The 21,988-nt window shown below is 37.0% G+C and carries 12 protein-coding genes; 8 read left to right on the top strand and 4 right to left on the bottom strand.

Annotation, left to right across the window (positions count from 1 at the left end):
- Positions 1–58: 58 nt before the first annotated feature.
- The 7 genes from Q0V26_RS08255 to Q0V26_RS08225 all read left to right on the top strand — a co-directional run bounded on the left by Q0V26_RS08255 (position 59) and on the right by Q0V26_RS08225 (position 11,042).
- The gene (locus Q0V26_RS08255; RefSeq protein WP_297480494.1) at positions 59–2,770 is read left to right on the top strand and encodes a bifunctional acetate--CoA ligase family protein/GNAT family N-acetyltransferase; all 2,712 of its coding nucleotides are present in this window, start codon (positions 59–61) and stop codon (positions 2,768–2,770) included.
- 99 nt (positions 2,771–2,869) lie between these two features.
- Positions 2,870–3,730, top strand: a complete 861-nt coding sequence (locus Q0V26_RS08250) for a DUF4344 domain-containing metallopeptidase (RefSeq protein ID WP_297480490.1) — start codon at positions 2,870–2,872, stop codon at positions 3,728–3,730.
- A gap of 243 nt (positions 3,731–3,973) precedes the next feature.
- Positions 3,974–7,450: a YdbH domain-containing protein gene (locus Q0V26_RS08245; protein WP_297480487.1), complete on the top strand. Its 3,477-nt coding sequence runs from the start codon at positions 3,974–3,976 to the stop codon at positions 7,448–7,450.
- Positions 7,451–7,467: 17 nt separating this feature from the next.
- Positions 7,468–7,683 (top strand): YnbE family lipoprotein, encoded by a 216-nt coding sequence (locus Q0V26_RS08240; RefSeq protein ID WP_297480485.1) that lies wholly within the window; start codon positions 7,468–7,470, stop codon positions 7,681–7,683.
- A 32-nt stretch (positions 7,684–7,715) separates the two neighbouring features.
- Positions 7,716–8,057 carry a YdbL family protein gene (locus Q0V26_RS08235; RefSeq protein ID WP_297480481.1) on the top strand — a complete coding sequence of 114 codons (342 nt, stop codon included), beginning with the start codon at positions 7,716–7,718 and terminating at the stop codon, positions 8,055–8,057.
- Between the two features lie 112 nt (positions 8,058–8,169).
- On the top strand, positions 8,170–9,117 hold the full coding sequence (locus tag Q0V26_RS08230) for a putative sulfate exporter family transporter (protein ID WP_297480478.1): 948 nt from the start codon (positions 8,170–8,172) through the stop codon (positions 9,115–9,117).
- A 209-nt stretch (positions 9,118–9,326) separates the two neighbouring features.
- Positions 9,327–11,042: an amidohydrolase gene (locus tag Q0V26_RS08225; RefSeq protein ID WP_297480476.1), complete on the top strand. Its 1,716-nt coding sequence runs from the start codon at positions 9,327–9,329 to the stop codon at positions 11,040–11,042.
- A gap of 153 nt (positions 11,043–11,195) precedes the next feature.
- Here Q0V26_RS08225 and Q0V26_RS08220 read toward each other — a convergent pair whose 3' ends face one another.
- Complete coding sequence (locus Q0V26_RS08220) at positions 11,196–12,509, bottom strand: anaerobic C4-dicarboxylate transporter (RefSeq protein WP_297480473.1); 1,314 nt, start codon at positions 12,507–12,509, stop codon at positions 11,196–11,198.
- 258 nt (positions 12,510–12,767) lie between these two features.
- Positions 12,768–13,004, bottom strand: a complete 237-nt coding sequence (locus tag Q0V26_RS08215; RefSeq protein WP_297480472.1) for a hypothetical protein — start codon at positions 13,002–13,004, stop codon at positions 12,768–12,770.
- A gap of 342 nt (positions 13,005–13,346) precedes the next feature.
- Here Q0V26_RS08215 and Q0V26_RS08210 point away from each other — a divergent pair, with 342 nt between their 5' ends.
- Positions 13,347–13,916, top strand: coding sequence for an SPOR domain-containing protein (locus tag Q0V26_RS08210; RefSeq protein ID WP_297480469.1), 570 nt, complete (start codon positions 13,347–13,349; stop codon positions 13,914–13,916).
- A gap of 120 nt (positions 13,917–14,036) precedes the next feature.
- Here the strand turns inward: Q0V26_RS08210 and Q0V26_RS08205 are convergent, their stop codons facing one another.
- Together Q0V26_RS08205 and Q0V26_RS08200 are read right to left on the bottom strand one after the other, a co-directional pair.
- Positions 14,037–19,421, bottom strand: coding sequence for a putative Ig domain-containing protein (locus tag Q0V26_RS08205; RefSeq protein WP_297480466.1), 5,385 nt, complete (start codon positions 19,419–19,421; stop codon positions 14,037–14,039).
- 78 nt (positions 19,422–19,499) lie between these two features.
- Positions 19,500–21,988 (bottom strand): Ig-like domain-containing protein (locus Q0V26_RS08200; protein WP_297480464.1); only part of this gene is annotated, 2,489 nt, incomplete at its 5' end.

Genomic DNA, 21,988 nt, shown 5'->3' with positions numbered 1-21,988 from the left:
AGTAGTTCTGTCATATTTAGATATAAAGTATCACTAAGCAAAGGGAGATGATTATCTTATGAGTAATATAGCGGCTTTTTTAAACCCCACCAGCATTGCCGTCATTGGGGCGTCAAACAATCCACACCGTATTGGCTACATTGTTGTCAGTAACTTGCTAGCGGGGTGTTTTAATGGCCCTATTATTCCCATTACACCCAAGTATACTGCTGTCGCAGGGATTTTGGCTTATCGCAACATTGAAGCAATGCCTATTATTCCTGATATTGCTATCGTGTGTACTCGCGCAGAACTTACGCCAGACATTATTACTCAGCTTGGACAAAAGGGAGTAAAAGCAGCTGTTGTTATTGCCGCGGGTATGGCTCCTCATACGAACAACAAAGAAACTATTAGCCACCAGCAACAAATGCTTACCAATGCACAGCGCTATAATATGCGCATTATTGGACCTAATAGCATGGGAATCATTTTACCGTGGTTGAACTTGAATGCTTCTGTCACCCCGACTCGTGCCAATAAAGGCAATATCGCATTTATTTCACAATCAGCAGCAGTGTGTACCACTATTCTTGATTGGGCACAGAATAAACAAATCGGCTTTTCTACTTTTATTTCTTTAGGAGATGCCTGCGACATTAATTTTGCCGAGTTACTTGATATTTTAAGCCAAGATACAAAAACTGAGGCAATCTTACTTTATATCGACAATATTAAAGATGCGCGCCAATTTATGTCAGCAGCCCGCGCAGCAGCAAGAAACCGTCGTATTTTAGTATTAAAGAGTGGACGTACAAACGCAGGACGGTCAGCGGCATTATTACATACCAATGGTGAGTATGGGATTGATGAAATTTATGATGCAGCTATTCGACGCTCTGGTATGTTACGCGTACATACAACCCATGATCTATTTGCTGCGGTTGAAACACTGGCCCATTCAGTACCGTTACGCGGTGAACGATTAGCGATTCTCACCAATGGTGGTGGTCCTGCTATTATGGCATTAGATGCTTTATCGGATAGAAGTGGTAAATTAGCACAATTAAGTGATGCAACAATAACAAAGCTATCACAAGTCTTACCCCCCTATTGGTCACAAGCAAACCCGATAGATATCATGGGGGATGCTAATACTGCACGTTACCAACAAGTACTTAATATTCTCTTGGATAGTGATGATTTTGATGCCTTACTTATTATACATAGCCCGTCTGCGATAGCTCATAGCACTAACACCGCCAAAGTGATCATTGATACCCTCCACCAGCATCCTCGCAGCCAACGATTTAACATTTTAACCAATTGGTCTGGTGAAAATGAAACGACCAACGCGCGTAGTCTTTTTACTCAAGCGCGTTTACCGACTTACCGTACGCCAGAAAGTGCCATCTCAGCTTTCATGCATTTAGTCGAATACCGCCGTAACCAACGCCAATTAATGGAAACGCCTTTGTCCATAGGAGAAATTGCAGCAGATCCTCATTATGTACGCCATGAAATACAGCAATTGCTCCAACAAAATATTTACCATCTTGAAACTCATGAAGTACGACCGTTACTAGAAAGCTATGGTTTTACAACATTACCAACATGGATAGCCTCTGATGCCGCTGAAGCGGTACATATTGCGGAACAGATTGGATATCCCGTGGCTGTGAAGTTACGCTCTCCCGATATTCGCCATAAATCAGATATTCATGGTGTCGTGTTATATCTGCATGATGCAAATGAAGTGGCTAATGCCGCCGATGCTATCTTATCTCGCGTCGCCTTACATTATCCAAGTGCACGAATTGATGGCTTATTGATTCAGCGTATGGCTAACCGCTCTGGCGCGCAAGAATTGCGTATTGGTGTCCATAGCGATCCTATTTTTGGGCCAGTGATCATGCTAGGTGAGGAAACCATTCATTGGAATATTGAACGTGATGCCGTGGTTGCGCTACCGCCGTTAAACATGGCTCTTGCCCGTTACATGGTAATCAATGCGTTAAAGCGTAATAAAATCAAACAACGCAGTAGTTTAGAAAAGATATCGATTCCAGCATTATGCCGATTATTAGTCACAATTTCACAAATGATCATTGATTGCCCTGATATTCGTGCATTCGATATTCACCCTCTACTTATCTCTGGTGATGAATTAACTATTATTGATGCCTCAATGGATATTGCGCCCTTTAATGGTGATATTCAGCAACGATTAGCGATTCGACCTTACCCTAAAGAATATGAGCAACAGTGTCAGCTTAAAGACGGTAAATCAATATTGCTTCGTCCAATACTACCGGAAGATGAACCTGCCCATAAAGCTTTCATAAACCAAGTATCAAAAGAGGATCTTTATAAACGCTTCTTCTCTGATGTGGGAGAATTAAATCATGAGGCCTTAGCCAAATTTACCCAAATCGATTACGATCGTGAAATGGCCTTTGTTGCTGTTTACGATGAAATGATCATCGGTGTTGCACGTGCGTTATCAGATGCAAACAATAAAGACGCTGAATTTGCGATTTTAGTCCGTTCAGATCTTAAAGGTGTTGGTTTAGGGCGCATTTTGATGAGCAAACTTATTGATTATGCTAAACAGCGCGGGCTTCATACCCTAACAGGTATGACGATGCCAACTAACCGCGGTATGATCACTCTCGCGCAAAAAATGGGGTTTGAGATTGATATACAATTAGCTGATGGTGTGGTTGATATGCAGTTATTATTAAAACAATTACCCCCCAATATAAAACAACACGCAGTGCACAATAATTAGCCATTAATAGGGCATTTTAATGATTTTACAGCGTTACATATTGTCTCATCCGCTATAATTATCACTGATAATACATCTATAGCAATATGAGGTGGCAACGTGAATAGACATTCTCTCAATTTTAATCAAATTACTAGAGTAAAATCTTCATGTTTATCGTCACTAGCAAGGGTTACATTCAGCTTATTCTGTATAACTGCGGCTTACTTTTGTTACGCAGGCACAGAACAGCCAACAGGTGGTAGTTATGGGTTAGCATTAGATCCCGTCCCTACGGTTAATTTTATTTTTCTAACACCCGCTAACGCGCAGCAACAGCAAGCAAAAGACATTATTCAGCATTCATCTATTCTCGCTACCATTAAGCAACTGAGTCAAACTCGGTATATTTTCGCCCCCAGCTTAGAAATAGTTTTTGGAAGTACTAAAGGGCCTAATTTTGATGCAACAAAAAAACAAATCAAAATCCCTTATCTGTATATTTATCAGCTATTACAGCACGCGTCTAAAACAGGCACTTACCTAACCCAACAACAACGTTATCAAGCAACAAACGACGCCCTATTACTGACGTTACTGCACGAGATCGGACATGCCTATATTCTTGATCGTGCGATTCCTATATTAGGTAATAATGAAACTATGGTTGATAACTTCGTAACTATATTGCTATTGAATGATATTGATCGAGGCGATGAAATAGCAATTAATAGTAATCAATTATTTAGTATCCGTGAACTCAATGCCCCCCCTTTAAGTAACAATCTTTTTATTCAGCAACATAGTTTTAACCAACAGCGTTACCAACATATTTTATGTCTAGTATACGGCAGTGATCCCATCCGCTATCAACGTTTATTTGATTCATTTCCCTTAGTACAACGCCAGCAACAACAACGCCAATGTAGTGATGTTTTCTCGACAACACATCAAGGTTGGCTCTATTATTTAGATAATTAGCAAAACAATTTAAATGCATATAAATTCAAACTAAAAGATGTAACACCGTATATTTTGTAACGATAAGAATAATTAGTCACTTTAGAGGCATATTCCATTGGGTTAATTTAGCTGATAACTCACGAAAAGCAGAATCTGGTATATGTTTAAAGATAAGGCAAGAGCTCATCATTACAATGAATCATTTATTGCTGATTTATTGCTGAAGTTACATTATTCTTTCTCAAGAGGTGAACTATCGTTGTGAAATCCTCTGTACATAATACCGCACCTTCACCACCAATGGAGGCTAGACCGTCACGGCTACGTAGCGGGACCAAAATTGGTTTATCACTATTAGGATTGATACTATTGATGCCGATAATCGGTATCGTATGGCTTCACATTAATCATATAACAATCACCGATCTTAAAGGACTCCGCTACAATAACGGTTTACATGCAGAACATGTTTCGTTACGCATTTTCAGTTACAACGTCACCTTCCACCAGCTTGCTTTACAACATCAAACAGATCCTGATAATGACCTTGATGAAGGAAGTTATCGCTTGTTTGCAAAGAAATATGAAATTGAGCTTTCTCCAGCGGCCACTGCGATACTCGAAAAACAGCAGCTTTATTTACGTTATATCCACTTTTTTGATACTACTTTCAGATTTGTTGATTTCAAATATCCACTCGCTATTAATGCTAATGCCCGTAAGGTCACCACATCAGCGACACACAGTGATGGTAAGGAAGCTACTGCAACCCAAATTTTAGAACAGGTTGATGTCACTATCAGCCATAACCCGCATCTGGTTATTTCAGGTCATTCAAGTAACGGTAAATTAACCCTTTTTTTTCCCCATACTCAGCCTTCACCGCATTATCCCTTACTGTACAATAACAGCCAATTTTCGATTGCATGGCTAGATAATAAAACCCCAGTTACCGTTACGATTGCCTCTATCCACCCGCAATGGAAGACACTGAATAACACGCTAGCTAAGCAAATTATCTCTCAATTGTCGTTAACGTTTGATCTTAACCGTAGTTTACCGACAATGGTCTTAGCCGCTGGAACAATAAAGCTCGAACAACCAAAATATTTGCCCACGTTTATCAATCGCACAGACATCGATAGCAAAGGGATCCACCTAGGACAAGCTATTGCTAATCTTGCTCGCTTACCCATTAAGAAATTAAAAGTAAATGCACTGACTTATGGTGATTTATTAATTGATGCTAAAGTCATTTTAGAAACACCAACAGCAACGGCATCGTCCACAATGGCAAACCTAGCAACAGCTGCAAACATTAACCACAGCACAATCACATTTGATAAACCTCCAGCCGTTATCAGTGAGAATAAACAACAACGTCAACGTCGAAAACAAGCGCGTCAAAAAATAGATCAACAAGCTAAAGATTTAAATATAGCGACAGAAAAGAAGACCAAAGCGCGTTTTATTGTTAAGGGAAAAGCGTTAAGCCCACACCCATACCTGCTTGATGTTAATATTTATCATCTATCAAAAACAGATGCGCGTGCCCACACTATAATGACTCGCAGTGACGGTAATAACCTGAATTGCGATATTAAAGTCATTTTTCATCAGCCATTACCACACTATTTAAATTGCAATGCTAACTTTAAAAACACCAAGGAATTTACCGATCGGTTAGGGTTTGAGAATGTACCTGATGCTAAAATAAACGGCCCGTTACGCTTTTATGCAAAGCAAATCGTGAGTGACTTATCCAAAGCAACTCATCCAATGGTTATTAATAATAAAATTGTCGATGCGCATTATCTAATCGGCATTGAATTACCGTCATCTTTTACCATTGAACTCAACAAATATGCATTTGAAGCTCCTTTCTTTACTTCTAAAGATAAAACCTCGCGCCATCATAAGGCCTCTAAGCATGTCACAAATATTGAGATGAACAGCGACGGTAAAATAAATTTCAATATCAGTTATCATTCAAAGCTTTTTAGCATCGCTTTAAGTGATAAAAATGAAACGATCCGTTTTAATAGCGCTAAAACAAAATCTAACCTGCAGTTGCTTGTTGATGAGTTCAACTGTTTGTATCCTAACTTGCAATGTCACCTTAACGCTAAGATCAATGCCAGTATCAATACATTACGACCCGTCGTTGATAGTCAAGTTGATGACATCATTTTTAGATCAAACATAAAAGCCACGTGGGCTAATAATTACTTGATCTCACAATTACAACACACACATCTACAAACCAAAAAGCTTACATTTGAAGGTATTCCGACTTTAGCCAGTAATAAGATTGATGATATTGATTTCAGTTTAAATCAATTAATTGGATTGTTTGAAAAAAAGCAAGATCGCATTGCCCTGACGCTATACCAACCTCAAAAAACTCAGGCACAGCTAACCGCCAAATTGGCAACCCGTCATCAAACACAAAAAACATTACCGATTACTGACTATAAAGCGCAACTCCACATTGATGTAAGCCAATTTTTATTACACCATGAGTTCTTATTTGAAAAGACACCATTAAACGATAATCTTTTGAAAAACAGATCCATAAAAAATACTTTACAGCCCCCCCCTGCAACACCGTTAACATTCTCAAGTCACTATAAAATCACGATAGATGCAGCTCAACGTAACCATAAGCAGCTGTTTCCATTAAGCACGTTATATGGACAGTTACATTTAGAAGGCAAGAAATTGAATATTAGATCTACCTTAACTAATCGACATGACGATGTTTTAGCAAAAGTAGATATCGACGCCGATCTCACAACCAAAAAAACCCATGTTAAATTACACCGTCAAGCCATTGCTTTTACACCAGCTAATAGCTTAAAAAACTACTACTTTCCAGCACTGGCTTTACCGATTGATATTACAGACGGAAAGATCACCTACGGCGCTTCGTTTATTATTGATCGTAATAACCACATCACCGGCAACGCAACAGTTGCAACCGATCGACTGTCAGGCAGTTACTACGGCATTAATATTACTCAATTAGAAAGCAGTGCTAATATTGCTTTCTCTCCTCAAGGGATTCAAACCCTGCATCCTATTTCGTTATTTGCACAACAACTACATGCAGGCATCATACTCACTAACCCTAGTTTACTCATTGATGTTAATACGCAAACAAACCAATATACATTACATCGAATATCAGCTTCGTTATTGGGTGGAAATATCAGTGCGCATAATATTAATCTCTCAAATTTACAAAAATTAGCACCAATACCAATAACTGTCTTTGGTCTTAATATTAAACAAGTAACGGATCTTATTGATCATGAAGGTATTGAGTTTACAGGGATCCTTGATGGCACAATCCCGATCACAATGGTTGATGGTCACTTTAGAATTCATCATGCCACCCTTCATTCTCGCTATCCTGGTGGCGTATTACGTTATATTGCAGGGTCTGTCATTGATGAGAAAATTAAAGCGGTCGGTCATCAAAGTCCATTAATGGTCAGTGAAATACTTAAAAACTACCATTATCGTACCTTAGCCATAAAAGTTAACTATGCTAAAGATGGCATGTTAAAAACACAATCTCATTTCAAAGGCTATAACCCTGATTTTCAATCTGGTCGCCCAATCAATATAAACTTAGCCATTGAAGATAATATTCTTGAACTTATTAGAACAATTAACATGCTAAATGCTTCAAATGTCGAGAAAAAAATTAGTGAGCATTTTACCCCCCCATAGCATTAAAGGTTATCAGCATGAACTATTTTCAAGAAACACTTCACCAGCTTAATTTGCATTACGTATTCGCTATTATCATCATTCTATTGCTTATTGGGTGCACGCCAACCATACAAGTTGCAGCCTCAGACAAACCAATAGAGGTTAATCTTAATGTTAAAATTGAACATGAAATCAAAATAAAAGTTGATCGAGAAATAGAACAATTATTTGATAATAAAGCCGTGTTTTAATAGCTTTTGTCATTCAATATTAAGGTAACCTTATGAAATCGTCATCTCTTTACGCTGTGTTACTTGGCAGTTATTTACTGTTGCTCAATTCAAGCACTGTACTCGCAATTACATTGCAGCAAGCCAAACAACAAGGCTTAGTCGGTGAAACAAATACGGGCTTTATTGCTGCAATTAAATCGAGTAATAACGCTGATGTAAGCCAACTTATAAACTCAGTTAATAACCATAGACAAGAGACATACCAAGCCATTAGCCAATCGCATGATTTATCTCTAACTACCGTCAAACAACGGGCGTACCATAAAGCGATAGAAAAAACCCAAGCCGGTCATTTTTATCAAAACAGCCACGGATCATGGCAAAAAAAGTAATACCATACATTAAATTACTCTTAACCCTCGTTTAAAAAGATTTAACTAAACTAAATAGAATGACGTGCGTATAATTTGAGATATTATAAACAATCTATCTCAACCATAAAAAATGACCATAAATCAAAAAATTAGAAACTTGCGCCCTGCTGATATTATATTTATATTAGCGGCAATAATATGTTTAGCGCCTTTCATTAGCTCACCCATCGCATTAATTCTTGGCTTTACTTTAGCCAGCTTTGGTTTCGTACCGACCCAATTTAATCTTGCCGCTCTAACCAAAAAACTTTTATCATATTCCATTATAGGTTTAGGGTTTGGGATTAATTTAAACGAAGCCATTGAAGCGAGCCGTCAAGGGTTAGGGCTTATTATCTCTTCTATTTTCTTTACTTTATTTTTGGGTTGGCTAGCAACGCACTTTTTAAAGTTGGATAAAAAAACAGGCCATTTAATTGCTGCGGGCACCGCGATTTGTGGGGGCAGTGCCATTGCTGCTGTCTCACCAGCCATTAATGCGCGTGATGACCAAACCTCATTGGCTTTAGCAACTGTATTTGTACTCAATGCCGCGGCGCTTTTCCTTTTTCCTGCCGTTGGGCATTTATTAGAAATGAGCCAACATGCCTTTGGTACTTGGGCTGCCATTGCCATTCATGATACATCATCAGTGGTAGGTGCCGCAGGTTCTTATGGTGATGAAGCATTAAAAACAGCGACAACATTAAAACTGGCTCGTGCACTGTGGATCATTCCTGTCGCGTTTGGCAGTGCTTTAATGTTTAAAGGTGACAGTAAGAAAATCAGTATTCCTTACTTTATTGTGTTTTATTGCCTAGCTATCTTAATTGCGCATTTTATTCCGCAATTTCACTCAACCTATATTCTTATCTTTGATGCATCAAAACGTTTATTAGTAGTGTGCCTATTTTTAATTGGCTCAGGTATAACCGTCAGCAAATTACGCAATGCAGGACATAAACCTTTATTACTGGGTGTTGTACTATGGTTAGCGATTGGTACTGCATCATTGACTTACATTGAGCTATTTCTTTAATAATAAATCATTGTGCTCATATAACAATTTAAGCCAGATTCATTATCTGGCTTTTTGTATCACTCTCGCCACAACCTCTTCATTCCTGCTGATATTATTATCTCTACGATAACAATTTTATCTTAATTTTGAGAATTAAAAGCTTATTAGTGCTACCAATATGCGTAATAGTTAACAATATTTATGTTTTCGTTATATGGATGTATTTTATGAAAATTCCACAATTAAAAGTAATGTCAGCCTTAATCTCATCATTGTTTGTTATAGGTTGTAATGAGAAAGAACCTACCGTTAGTGCTGATACTATTTATAGTGGCGGTAATATTATTACTATGAACGATAATCAACCATCAGTCCAAGCAATTGCGGTTAAAGATGGAAAAATCATAGGTGTGGGTGATACCAATATAATTAATAATACTTTTAAATCAAAAGACACCAAACTAATAGACTTAAACGGGAAGAGTTTATTACCAGGATTTATCGATGCTCATAGCCATTATTTCAATTCATTACTCGTTGCTAACCAAGCTCAAGTTTATGCGCCACCATCAGGTACAGGTAAAGATGTTGGCAGCATTCTTGCCGCTATTAAGCAATATGCTGATGGACATAAGATCCCTAAGGGCGAATTGATTATTGCTTATGGCTATGATGATACTGTGATGCCAAATGGCCGTTTACTTAATCGTGATGATATAGATAAAGTTTTTCCTGATAACCCAGTTCGTATCGATCATGTTTCCATGCATGGGACAGTATTGAATAGTCTCGCTTTGAAAAAATATGGTTACAGTGATAAAACAGTAACACCTGCTGGTGGTATTATCATTCGCAAACAAGGTACCAATGAACCTTATGGCTTAATCATGGAAACCGCTTATCTTCCAGTAGTAGCACAAGCAGAAAAAATGCCCCCCGAACAAGAGATAGCTGCCACCAAAGCTGGTCAAAAGCTGTATGCTCAAAATGGAATAACTACCGCTCATGAAGGTGCAACTCACTTAGATCAATTTCAAGTAATAAAACGCGCTTCTGATGCTGGCGTAAATATTATCGATGTTATTGCTTATCCATTTATTACCGATCTTGATAAAATTTTGGCAGAATACCCTGTTGAACAATGGCAGCAATACCATAACCGCTTTAAAGTTGGCGGGGTTAAAGTAACGATTGATGGATCTCCTCAGGGACGTACAGCTAAATTTACAACACCTTACCTAACAGGTGGTCCGGGTGGTGAAGAAAATTGGACGGGTGAATTAACCTTCCCCCAAGAGACGATAAATAAAATGGTTAAAAAGGTTTATGACTTAAATGTTCCTTTAAATCTGCATGCCAACGGTGACGGTGCTATTGACGTTTTTTTTGAAGCACACCAATTTGCAGCCAATGGTGATCTAACTAAAAATCGTAACATTACAATGATCCACGCACAATTTTCTCGTAAAGAGCAATTGAATAAATTTAAAGAATATAAGATCCGCCCTTCTTTCTATACCTTACATACCTACTATTTTGCAGATGCTCATCTTAAAAACCGAGGCCAAAAGCAGACCGACTATATTAGCCCAATGCGAGATGCGATTGATATCGGACTACGCCCAACCAATCATACTGACTTTGTTGTAGCACCATTAGATCAAATGATGATGCTTTCATCTGCTGTCAATCGGTTATCACGAAATAGTCAAGTTATCGGTGAAAAACAACGTATCACAGCACTTGAAGGTTTAAAAGCGATGACTATTTGGGCCGCAGAGCAATATAACGAAGACATCAATAAGGGGTCTCTTGAAGTCGGGAAACTTGCTGATATGGTTATCCTTGATAACAATCCATTGACTGTTGAACCAACAAAAATTAAAAATATTAAGATTGTCGAAACCATCAAAGAAGGCAATACTATTTACTTAAACCAGTAAATTTAAATACGATTAAAAATACTGACAACGTAATCTTCAGTCTTTAAAAACAAAAAACCTCTATTCTTCAATATTCAACATGAAGATATAGAGGTTTTTATTAATTCACTTTATATTTTACTGTACTTTTTACAAACGCTTTTATAAAACTTATTACAAGACAAAACTTGCAAAAATAAAGCCAAAGATAATACTAAATACCATGCTTAATAAACCAGGGATCATAAAGCTATGGTTAAAAATGTAACTACCAATCTTAGTTGTTCCAGTACGGTCGAAATCAATTGAAGCAATAATTGGACCATAGTTAGGAATAAAGAAGTACCCGTTAACCGCAACAAATGTCGCAATAATCACTTCAGGTGGTAGACCTAATGTAATACCTACTGGTACCAGCACAGCAGTTGTTGCACCTTGGCTATTAACCATCACTGATAAACCAAATAATGCAAAAGCAAAAGTCCATGGGGCGACTTCGACTAAGCCAGACACGGCCTCTTTCACCATTTCACTGTGACCTGCAATAAATGTGTCGCCTAACCATGCAATACCAAAAATCGCTACAATCGCACGCATACCGGCATGGAAAACAGATCCTTGCGTAATCGCGTTACCGTCAGGCTTACAGATCAAAATGATTAATGCCGCAATAGCTAGCATCACGATCTCGATCGTATGTGCCATGCCCATTGCTGAACCATTAAAGTTAGGGCGCAGTGATGGAAATGCCCCCATAATAACAACCGCTAATGCACCAAATAAAAACAGGCCAACCGCTTTCTTTGCTTCTGGCTTAATAACAATTTCTTCTACTTTTACTTCTTGTTCCATTTCTTTACGGAAAGCAGGATCTTGCATGCGACGTTGATATTCAGGATCGTCTTTTAGATCTTTACCTATTTTATTAACCACAACACATGCTAAGGCTAAACCACAGAAAGTACCTGGGATAGTAACCATTAACACGTCTGCTAATGTAATCCCTTGTGGTTCTAGGAAAGCAACTAATGCCACAACCGCAGCAGCAATAGGACTTGCAACAATCGCAAACTGTGAAGCAATAACGGCCATACCTAATGGACGCTCAGGACGAATACCGCTACGGCGACTTACTTCTGCAATAACAGGTAGCACTGAATAAGCAACATGACCAGTACCTGCTAAGAAGGTAAACATATAGGTAACTAACGGCGCAATGAAGGTAATGTGGCGAGGGTTTTTACGCAGAATATTTGACGCAATTTTAATTAAATATTCAAGACCGCCTGCCGCTTGCATTGCAGCAGCAGCAGCAACAACAGCCATGATCATTAACATTACATCAATCGGTGGGCTGGTTGGTTGCAAACCAAAAACAAAACTTAGAATCGCAAGGCCGATCCCCCCCATAACACCCAAACCAATACCACCAATTCGAGCACCTACTAAGATACATACAAGTACAATCAAAAATTCAATAATAAACACATCTATACTCCCTAATAACAGCGTTTACATTACTGATGTAATATTCAGTAAAAATTCGTGCTGATAATAAAGTTTATATAGAAGCAATAATTAGCACCTAATCACAATTTATTAAAATATATATCAATAAAAGTATTAATATAAACAATTAATTAACCACATGTTTGATTTAGTTTTCTAAACTGTTGCGTGATTGTTTTTGATTTGAGTAGTTATACCTCTTAAGATTGTTAAACTTACTATAGGAATAATTATTTATTAGGGCTCAATTTTTATTTTGGCTGAAGGGATTAATTGTTCATAAGATCTATTTTTGGACTTTGACTCGCTCGCTTTTAACCATAGAACAGTCAATAAAATCGCAAATGCACTTAAATCACATAATGCACTGATGATCCCCGTTGTGACTAAAGAAACCGTAATCAATAACATTGCAATAACCGTTGCCATTGTCAGGCGATTACGATCATGTATTCTGAGTAGTCTTGCTTTCATAAAATGCTCCAGTTAAAAACTCAACTTGTTATTAATATGTTAACTAACAATCTAAGCTTTAAAAAATACTGTTTCCCTCTATGAAAGAGTAAAAAAATATATGCCCTCTTCGTGCATCAATTATCTAAGAGAATATAAAGCATTCTCATTTACCACGGCTAACTTGATTAAAAAACATACATTTAATCATTGATCCGTAATTATCATGTAAATTTTATGCCGTTTTTCGCTACAATACATTTTAATTATAAAGACATTTGTTAATAGTGATATTTGCGTCATGAAAAGTCATGAATACTGCTACCACATTTACAAATTATTAAATATTCTTCGGAGAAAACAATGACATCTCATCCATTAAAGGCAGCAGTTGTATTAGGTTTATTCGCATTATCTGGTTGTGCATCATCTGATAGCCCTTGTAGTTCAGGTTACCTATTACCATCAAAAATTGATAATGACAATATTCAATGTAGGCAAGCACAAGCCATACCAGAAACTAGCGAACCAGCTACAGATAGTGACGATATCAATAAAGATACTGCTACTGACAGTGACTATATTAATAATGATGATGCGCATCTTGCTGATGAAGAGTCAATGACTAACGATCAAGCATTTGGCGATATAAACCCGTCACACTTTACTGTTCAAATTTTAGCCTTAAGTGAAGAGCGTAACCTACGCGGTTACCTTCAGCCCATCGCTAGCGATCAACCAATTTGGGTTAACTGGAAACATGCAGTAGGTCGTAACTGGTATGCTGTTATTTACGGTAATTACGCAACCCGTGAAGAAGCAAAACAAGCGATTCAAACATTACCTGCAAATGTCCAAGCACAAGGTCCATTCGTATTAAGCTTTGCTGCTGTTAAAGCAGATAAAGAAGGTCAAGTATACCAACTGCGTTAATCGCACCGTTGTACTTAGTGTTACAGTGAAATGTAATATATAAAACCTGAAATAATTAAAGGGGAATAGCATCAATGATGTTATTCCCCTTAAATATATTTACTTATTATTTTCTAGCAATTAACTGATTGTCTTCGTTAATTTCTCACCATCAACAGTTTGAATCAACCCCGGTTCCGGCTTAGAGACAGCTCTCGTTGCTAATGTTGTCCCATCACAAATAACTGTCGCATTAATAGGATTATCAGACTCTGCAATATTAATATGAAATTTATTCATCACACTGCTACTTAATCGTGTCGCTGGTAACCAATATTTTAATGTCTCACCATTTGCTAAATCAACATCAAGATGACAACTTCTAGGCGTTATATATTCTTTGTCATCAGCATATGTATAACCACGAGAGCCATGGAATGTTGGATAAATATAGCTCTGCAACTTTTGTTCTGGATCGTAATATCCAAGAAGTGTTGACACTGGAACACCAAAGTGTGTTGCTTTCTTTGAGATTTCTGTGCTGAAACTATTATCTTCAACCCATATAGTACCATTTGAACGATACGTTAGATTATGCGGATTTGTAATTGTTTTACCATTTATATGGAAATTCGAAGCCCAAAGCGCATCATGATTTATACGTAGTATGCTACCAACGGGAACATTTTCCGCAGCAGGAAGTATAATATCACCCGTCCAATTCTGGTTTCCAGACACCACGTAAATAGCATTAATCGTTGCAAACTTTTTAGCAATAAAAGCAGCATCATCACTTTCTGCTTCTAATGTACTACCACCAATTGTCAACATATCTGCTATAGTGATCTTATAGCTAAATGGCTCCATCTTATGCGTGGTTGAATTCCATTTTAAGGCTCCTGTTGGTGATGACTCTGAAAACACCATATTTGCTTCTAAATTTCGTTGAATTTTTGCACTTGAATATGGGGTATACATTGTATAACGGTTATCAGGGTACATACTTCCCCAACCACCATACATAGCATCCTGGCCAAATCTATGCTTATGCCAAGGTTCGATACATTGTTTATTTTCATCACTTCCAAAACAGACAGGTTGATTCGATTGCCCTTGTTCAAAGTTCGGAACAAACAGATTCTTTTTACTATCCCAGCCCCAAGTTGAGTCAACCTGATCAGCTGGATGTTGAATACTAAGAACACCACCTTCAGAATGACCTAATCCAAGCCCATGCCCTGCTTCATGGCTCATTTCATTACCAACCGTACCGGTTAAGGTAATAATACCGCCACCACCCGAACCACCATGGTCTATATCACCATTATTATATTTACCGATAGAGGTATGTGCTGTCATCATTCTAGCTAAGTAGCTATCATGACCATTTTGTTCTGGTCCAGCTGAGGCATTAAAACCATAGTTAGCAGAATCAATACCAATAGAAATCAACGATTTAGCGATATCACCACGCATACTGCCCGCTTGCCACCCACCGTCATCAGGTGCATGATCAGTATAAAGATCACCATTTGGCATCATAATTTCATCAAAATTCATGCCTTGATATCGACTAACCACTAAACGACTTGTTGGTAATGTTTGATAAAATTCACGCGGTAACTCAGAGTCTTTAGCAAATTCAAAGCTATCATGACGTTGGGTTAGCATACCAATATCAATCGTATTCATATAAATAACGGTCGGTGCACCGACATTAGTATCGCTAAATTGACCTTCATTATTATCATGATTAAAAGTCAAACGTAAGCCATAATGTAACCATTCTGCAGGCATGGTTGTAGTCCAATAACCATGGCCGTAAGCTACCTTATTAATGCTACCTTCAACATCTGATTTCGCGTACCAGACACCGTTTACATTTATAAAATATAATGTTTGCCCATTACTAATCGTTGTTGCAACTCTACCCTTAATCGTTGAAGTATAACCCGCAGTCGAGGAAATAATCACAACCTTACCGTTTAGGGCCTTATCAGCCTTTAAAGTAATTGTACGAGTAAAATAACCATCGGCTAATTTTATTAATACACCCTTCTCAGAATTAGCAATCTGCTCGGCAAGATAATTACCATTACTTCTCAAGTTATTGGTATTAACTTGAGGCAATGAATCAATCGTCATTGCAGGATCAAACTTAATTTCAGCTCTAATTTTAGGGTCTATAACGCCAGAAATTGGCGGTAATTTATAAGGACGATCTAGTGCTAATGTACCTAATTCATTCCCATCAATATCATATCCCGTCATTGTCAATGGAATAGCTTCATCAAAATTAGGATCTTTGGGTTTTAGCATTACTAATGTTTTACGCTCACCAATAAGATGCTGATGAACATCACCATCAATATGAGATTTTGCTGGAATAACATGATTCTGAGCAAATAATAGTGATGCCTCTAAATTTCCACTTAAATCACTTGGAAAATCATTAGTATTAAACGCTTCAGGTGGAATATAACCTACATCTTCAAAATTAGCATTAATCTGACAGTTTGCCTGTACGTCACTAACTACATATTTATTATCAGTAAGGACACCATTACACCCTGTAATACTCTTTACTTTATTTTTACCATCAAGACTAATCGTAAATGTAGCACTGTCGCCAGCAACAACGGTTACTTGAGTAGGCGTTATTTTGCCACCACCTAAAACCACCGTTGTTATATCAAATTGACCCTGTTTGATATGAAGGTTTAGCGTTGTAGTACTTGATAATTTACTGTCTGTTGCTGTGACAGTAATAATAAAATCACCGGTTACATCAAGTTCTGGAGCTGCTGTAATAACACCTGTTTTACTATTAATATTTAACCATGCTGGAGCATTAGTAACGGTATAAGTTAATGGATCTTGATCTGCATCTGTTGCGATAACTTGAATATCTATCACTTTACCAGCAGTCATTGTTTGATCTGCAATTGAGGTTAATACTGGTGCTTTATTCGCATCTTCAATGACAACTTTAATAACAGATGTTGCGTGTTGCTCTCCATTTGACACCGCCACTGAAATTATAGATTCACCATCATCATCACGACCAGGTGTACCTGATAAAATACCAGTAGCGGAATCTATATGCATCCAACTTGGATTACCCGACACACTATAAGTCAGTGTTTTATTATTTGGATCACTCGCTACAATTTTTACATTAAAAGCTTTGCGCGTTTCGCCAGTTAACGCTTCAGGCATAGTAATTATTGGCGTTGGCTCAACGACAACATGTACAACAACCTGCAACGTACTTTCTTTGTAACCATCAGAAGCTACAATTGTTACTGTTACATCACCAATATCACTCTCTGTTGGCGTACCAGAAATAGAGCCAGATAGCGGATTTATATTAAGCCATAACGGCTTGTTTTTTAGACTATAAGTAAGCGAATCATTCTCTTTATCTGTTGCTTTTACTAGGATATTTAACATATCACCAGCGATAACAGATTGAGGCGTTACCGGCTCAAATATCGGTGCATTATTAGCGTCGACTACTGTTAACTGAATAGGTTGGTCTACTTTTTGTGTTCCATTGGTAGCTGTAACAGTAAAGCTCACCGTCCCAGCATCATTAACGCTTGGCTGACCTGATATTTCACCCGTTTTAGGATTTATTATTAGCCATGTAGGCTGACCAGATAAACTATAAGTTAATGGCTTATTATTTGGATCCGTTGCTTTGATTTGAGCTTGAAAAATTTGGCGAGTCTGAGCAGTAAATTCAGTAGAATTAATGATTGGTGTTGGATCGACCACAACGTCTATTTGAATATTAAGTACACTATCTAATCGACCATCATTAACAACAACTTGAATTGTATAGTTACCTAGAACCTCATCGCTAGCATTTACCTGCAATAAACCGCTACTGTTAATGTTAAACCAAGTTGGCGCATTGGCTAAACGATAAGTTAAATTATCACCCTCAGAATCGACGGCTACAATTTGAACGCTGAAAGCATCCCCTTTTACAATTGTTTGTTTAGTAACGGCATCAATTTTTGCACCTTTATTACCATCTTTAACATGTATAGAGATTTTTTCAGATTGTAGTTCTTTACCGTTAGTAACAGTAACATTAATACTAAAATCACCGGCACCATCGACACCCGGCTTACCACTAAGAGAACCTGTTTTAGGATTTATTTTCAACCATTCCGGTGCATTTAATAATGCATAAGTTAATGGTTTATTATTTGGATCTGTTGCAGTTATTTTAGCCGTAAAATCTTGACGTGTTAAAGCATTAAATGTCATCATTCCTGAAAAAACGGGGGTGGGATCAATAAGCACGTTCAAGTTAAAACTTTTTTCTGTTCTAGCTTTACCATCACTAACAATTACTTGGATCAAGCTAGAGCCAATATTCGCCGCTATTGGTGTGCCAGATAGTTCACCTGTTTTAGGGTTAATTTTTAACCATGAAGGTGAATTGTTTAAAGAATATATAAGGTTGTCGCTATCACTATCACGAGCAACAATTCGTATAAACGCATTCTGATCTACAATGACGGTTTGATCTGGAATAGTATTAACAACAGGAGCATGATTTGCATCATTAATAGTTAATGATAATTGCTTAGTAACTGTTTCTTTTCCATTTGATACAGAAATAAGAATAGAAAAATGTCCCTCGTCATTAATACCTGGTGTACCAGAAATAACACCGGTATTAGGATTCAAGTGTAACCAACTCGGTTGACCTGACATTGAATAACGAAGTTGTTTACCATTAGGATCTTTAGCGGCTATTTTTTTACTAAAAAGATGCCGAGTTTGAGCTGTCATTGATGATGGCATCAAGATCATTGGTGTTGGATTTACCACAACATCAATAATAACTGATGCAAAAGCTTTTGCTTTACCATCAGAAACTTGAATATTTAGTGGGTGTTTACCTAACACTGTTGGTTGACCTGAAATTAAACCATTATTGGCATCAATTTTAGCCCAAGAAGGTCCATTAATAAGACGATAAGTTAATCGATCGCCATCATTGTCCTTTGCTACTATTCCGACAGAGAAAGGGGTATTTACAACAATTGTCTGAGTCACAGGTGATTTAATAATAGGTACGTGATTACTATCACTAATAACTACATTAATCTGAAGATGACTAGAAACACTACCATTAGAAGCTGTTACTGTAACAGTATAACGACCATTATCATTTCGTCCAGGAATACCTAGTAATTTACCAGTATGAGCATCAATAGTTAACCAACTAGGATTATTTGACAAGGTATATATAATCGCAGCCCCTTGTTTATCGGATGCTGTAATTTGACCATGAATTGATTGCCCAGCCATACCGTTAATAATACCTTGAGTATTAAAAATAGGTTTCTCTGGTTTTAAATCAATAATGGGATCTTTAGGTTTAATATTCGGCGTTTCCGGCTTAGGTATTTGCGAAATTAATTCGTTATCACCATCGCCATCATGACAGCCAGAAAGAGTGAGCAAGATTAACGATGAAAGCAGCGTCTTTTTTAAAATCATATTTAATTATTCTTAATAGTTAATAAAACACGTTCCTTTAATAAAAAGGAACGTATTTGTTGTTATTTTTATTGCTTATTAATGTATATCAGGCGTAAATACATTATGATTAAATAAGCTTGTTACAATATCTGTTGTAGACGAACCCAAATCATTATAACTTTGACTAATATGCTCAATACTTATTGACTTATCATTACCTTTAAAGTCAATAGTTAATAAATCATTCTTTATTGATGCCGATGTTATATTATTTAATATATTATCTATACTTGTATCTTTATCAAGGAATTCTGATAAATCAATTCGATCATCTTTAGAAAAATCTTCTATTGTTGTAGAAAAACTTTCACCTTGAGCAGCTTTAGAAATTATGATTGTATCATCACCTAAACCAGTATTTATTGTATCATTACCTTGTCCAGTATAAATAACATCATCACCTATCCCTGAATTAATTATATCATTACCTTCTTGTCCATTGATAATATCATTGCCACCGCCACTGTAAATTAAATCATCACCAGTTCCAGCATTAATAATATCATTACCATAAAAATCTTGGTCTCCTCCAGTAAGCTGATCAATATTATCTTTTACATAATCATAAAATTCAGTGCTTGTTTTTGTTATTTCATGTCCAAGCTTTTGAGACGCCGCATCAATAATTAATCCAATAATATTATGATGATTATCAACAGGGTGATCTATTTGAGCATCTAACCAATCATAATCAATAAGATCTGAAATTATAATGTCATTACCATCACCACTATTAACCGTATCATTACCTGCAGTGATTTTATCTGCCTCAGCTAAGAAAATATCATTTAAATCACTAAGGTTAACCACTTTAATGAAGTGGCTATCTCCAGTATTATTTGCTTTATAATCTTCACCTAAGGAAGCAATATTTTGTAAAATATCACCAGTATAATCAGTAGAAACACCAACAGTCACAATTTGTGGATGTGTATTTTTTAAATGCTGCTCTCCAACTTCAGCAATAATTTTATTCAAATTTAATGGGTCATAGCGATCAGCATCACTAATAAAAAACATGGCATTTTTGCTACCTTCTTTGAAACCGCTAAGCGCATCAATTAATGGTTCTTCAAAATTATTCTCACCTGAAAAATCAATCTTATCTAATACATCTTTGACTGTTTGATGTTCGCTATTTAGAAATGTTTTTTCTTTATCGTCCCATAAAAAATTAGCATTTATTTTAATTTCAGTAGCAAATGCAATTAAATTAATCCCATCGGCGCCTAAGTGTCTTTCTGGATGCAGAATTTGATCAGTGATCATTTCATTAACTAATGTTTCAATCGCTTCTTTTGCATAAAAAGCACGATCTGGCATATTAGTAAAATCAAGTGGTTTTACATCACCACCATCCACAGAGTAAGTAATATTTTTCGCTGTTAAAAAATCATTATAAGAAAAATGATACCCCGCCTCTAACTCTGAAGCTGTAACATTATAAATAATTGGTGGTAAATGATCATTGTATCCATTTACTGTAATTTGAATCTCTTTTATATCAGAACTTAATCCTAAATCAGTTCTAGAGATTATATAATCTCTCATTGAGCCTGAAGAATCTAAAACAATAGCGACATCTTGATTAACTGCCACGGGTAATGAATCATCAGCAAACAAAACATCATTAAAAGCAGAACCAGTGATAGTATTTGATTCACTGCCATATTCTTCAACAAGACCACTACCAGTAATAACTTCGCTAATTTCTGCACTAGCGGTGTCACCATACTGATTAGAAACATGTACTGTTGCTGAAATATCTAAATGTTGATTATTACTTTGATTAATTAAATCATCAAGCGTTGTAACATCAATAGATGTCGAATAGCCCAGACCATCTGCAGTTGAAATAACATGCGTAGATATAGTTTGATCACCAACTTTTATTTCAACAATATCACCAACTTTAGCATCACCGCTAACAGAGCCCGTAATAAGGAAAGGTTCTGTCTGACTTGATTCTTTAGCATCAATAATATTATCACCAGTAATTGGATCTATAGTAATAACAGCATTAATGTGACTCACATTATAATCATGAGAAGTATCAGCAACAGCAATATTGCCTGCATTATCATGAGCGGCAACACTTGCAAAAACAGTATCTAAATCTGCATTAACTAAAATTGAACCAGATATGGATACACTCCAAACATTGCCTTCTTTTACTATTGTATGAAATATATTATCGCCAACTTTAACTGTGACGATATCGCCAACTTGAACATCTGCACCCACTGTACCGTGGACAGGAATATCTGTTTTGGCTTCCGCTGCATTAATCACGTCATCTGACGTAATATTATCGATTGTGATTGTTGCCGCAATCGTAGTATCGACGGTATATGGATGATCGGCATTCGCTGTGGCTGTGTTACCCGCAACATCCGTCGTCGTTACCGACGCCTGAACTTCATGTCCGCCATTATCAACCAGTACTTTACCCGGAACATTCACTGTCCACGTATTACCCGTTTGCACTGTGGTGGTGTACGTTTGTGAGCCAACAGTAACGGTTA

The organism is uncultured Photobacterium sp. (assembly GCF_947039875.1).
GTDB lineage: Bacteria > Pseudomonadota > Gammaproteobacteria > Enterobacterales > Vibrionaceae > Photobacterium.
The sequence above is the reverse complement of the archived record's forward strand: the minus strand, read 5'-3'. Positions and strand labels throughout refer to the sequence as shown.

Excerpts from the sequence above, each read along its gene's own strand:
- Q0V26_RS08205 (WP_297480466.1), bottom strand. The coding sequence starts at position 19,421 with ATGATTTTAAAAAAGACGCTGCTTTCATCGTTAATCTTGCTCACTCTT.
- Q0V26_RS08215 (WP_297480472.1), bottom strand. The coding sequence starts at position 13,004 with ATGAAAGCAAGACTACTCAGAATACATGATCGTAATCGCCTGACAATG.
- Q0V26_RS08210 (WP_297480469.1), top strand. The coding sequence starts at position 13,347 with ATGACATCTCATCCATTAAAGGCAGCAGTTGTATTAGGTTTATTCGCA.
- Q0V26_RS08255 (WP_297480494.1), top strand. The coding sequence starts at position 59 with ATGAGTAATATAGCGGCTTTTTTAAACCCCACCAGCATTGCCGTCATT.
- Q0V26_RS08225 (WP_297480476.1), top strand. The coding sequence starts at position 9,327 with ATGAAAATTCCACAATTAAAAGTAATGTCAGCCTTAATCTCATCATTG.
- Q0V26_RS08230 (WP_297480478.1), top strand. The coding sequence starts at position 8,170 with ATGACCATAAATCAAAAAATTAGAAACTTGCGCCCTGCTGATATTATA.
- Q0V26_RS08235 (WP_297480481.1), top strand. The coding sequence starts at position 7,716 with ATGAAATCGTCATCTCTTTACGCTGTGTTACTTGGCAGTTATTTACTG.
- Q0V26_RS08240 (WP_297480485.1), top strand. The coding sequence starts at position 7,468 with ATGAACTATTTTCAAGAAACACTTCACCAGCTTAATTTGCATTACGTA.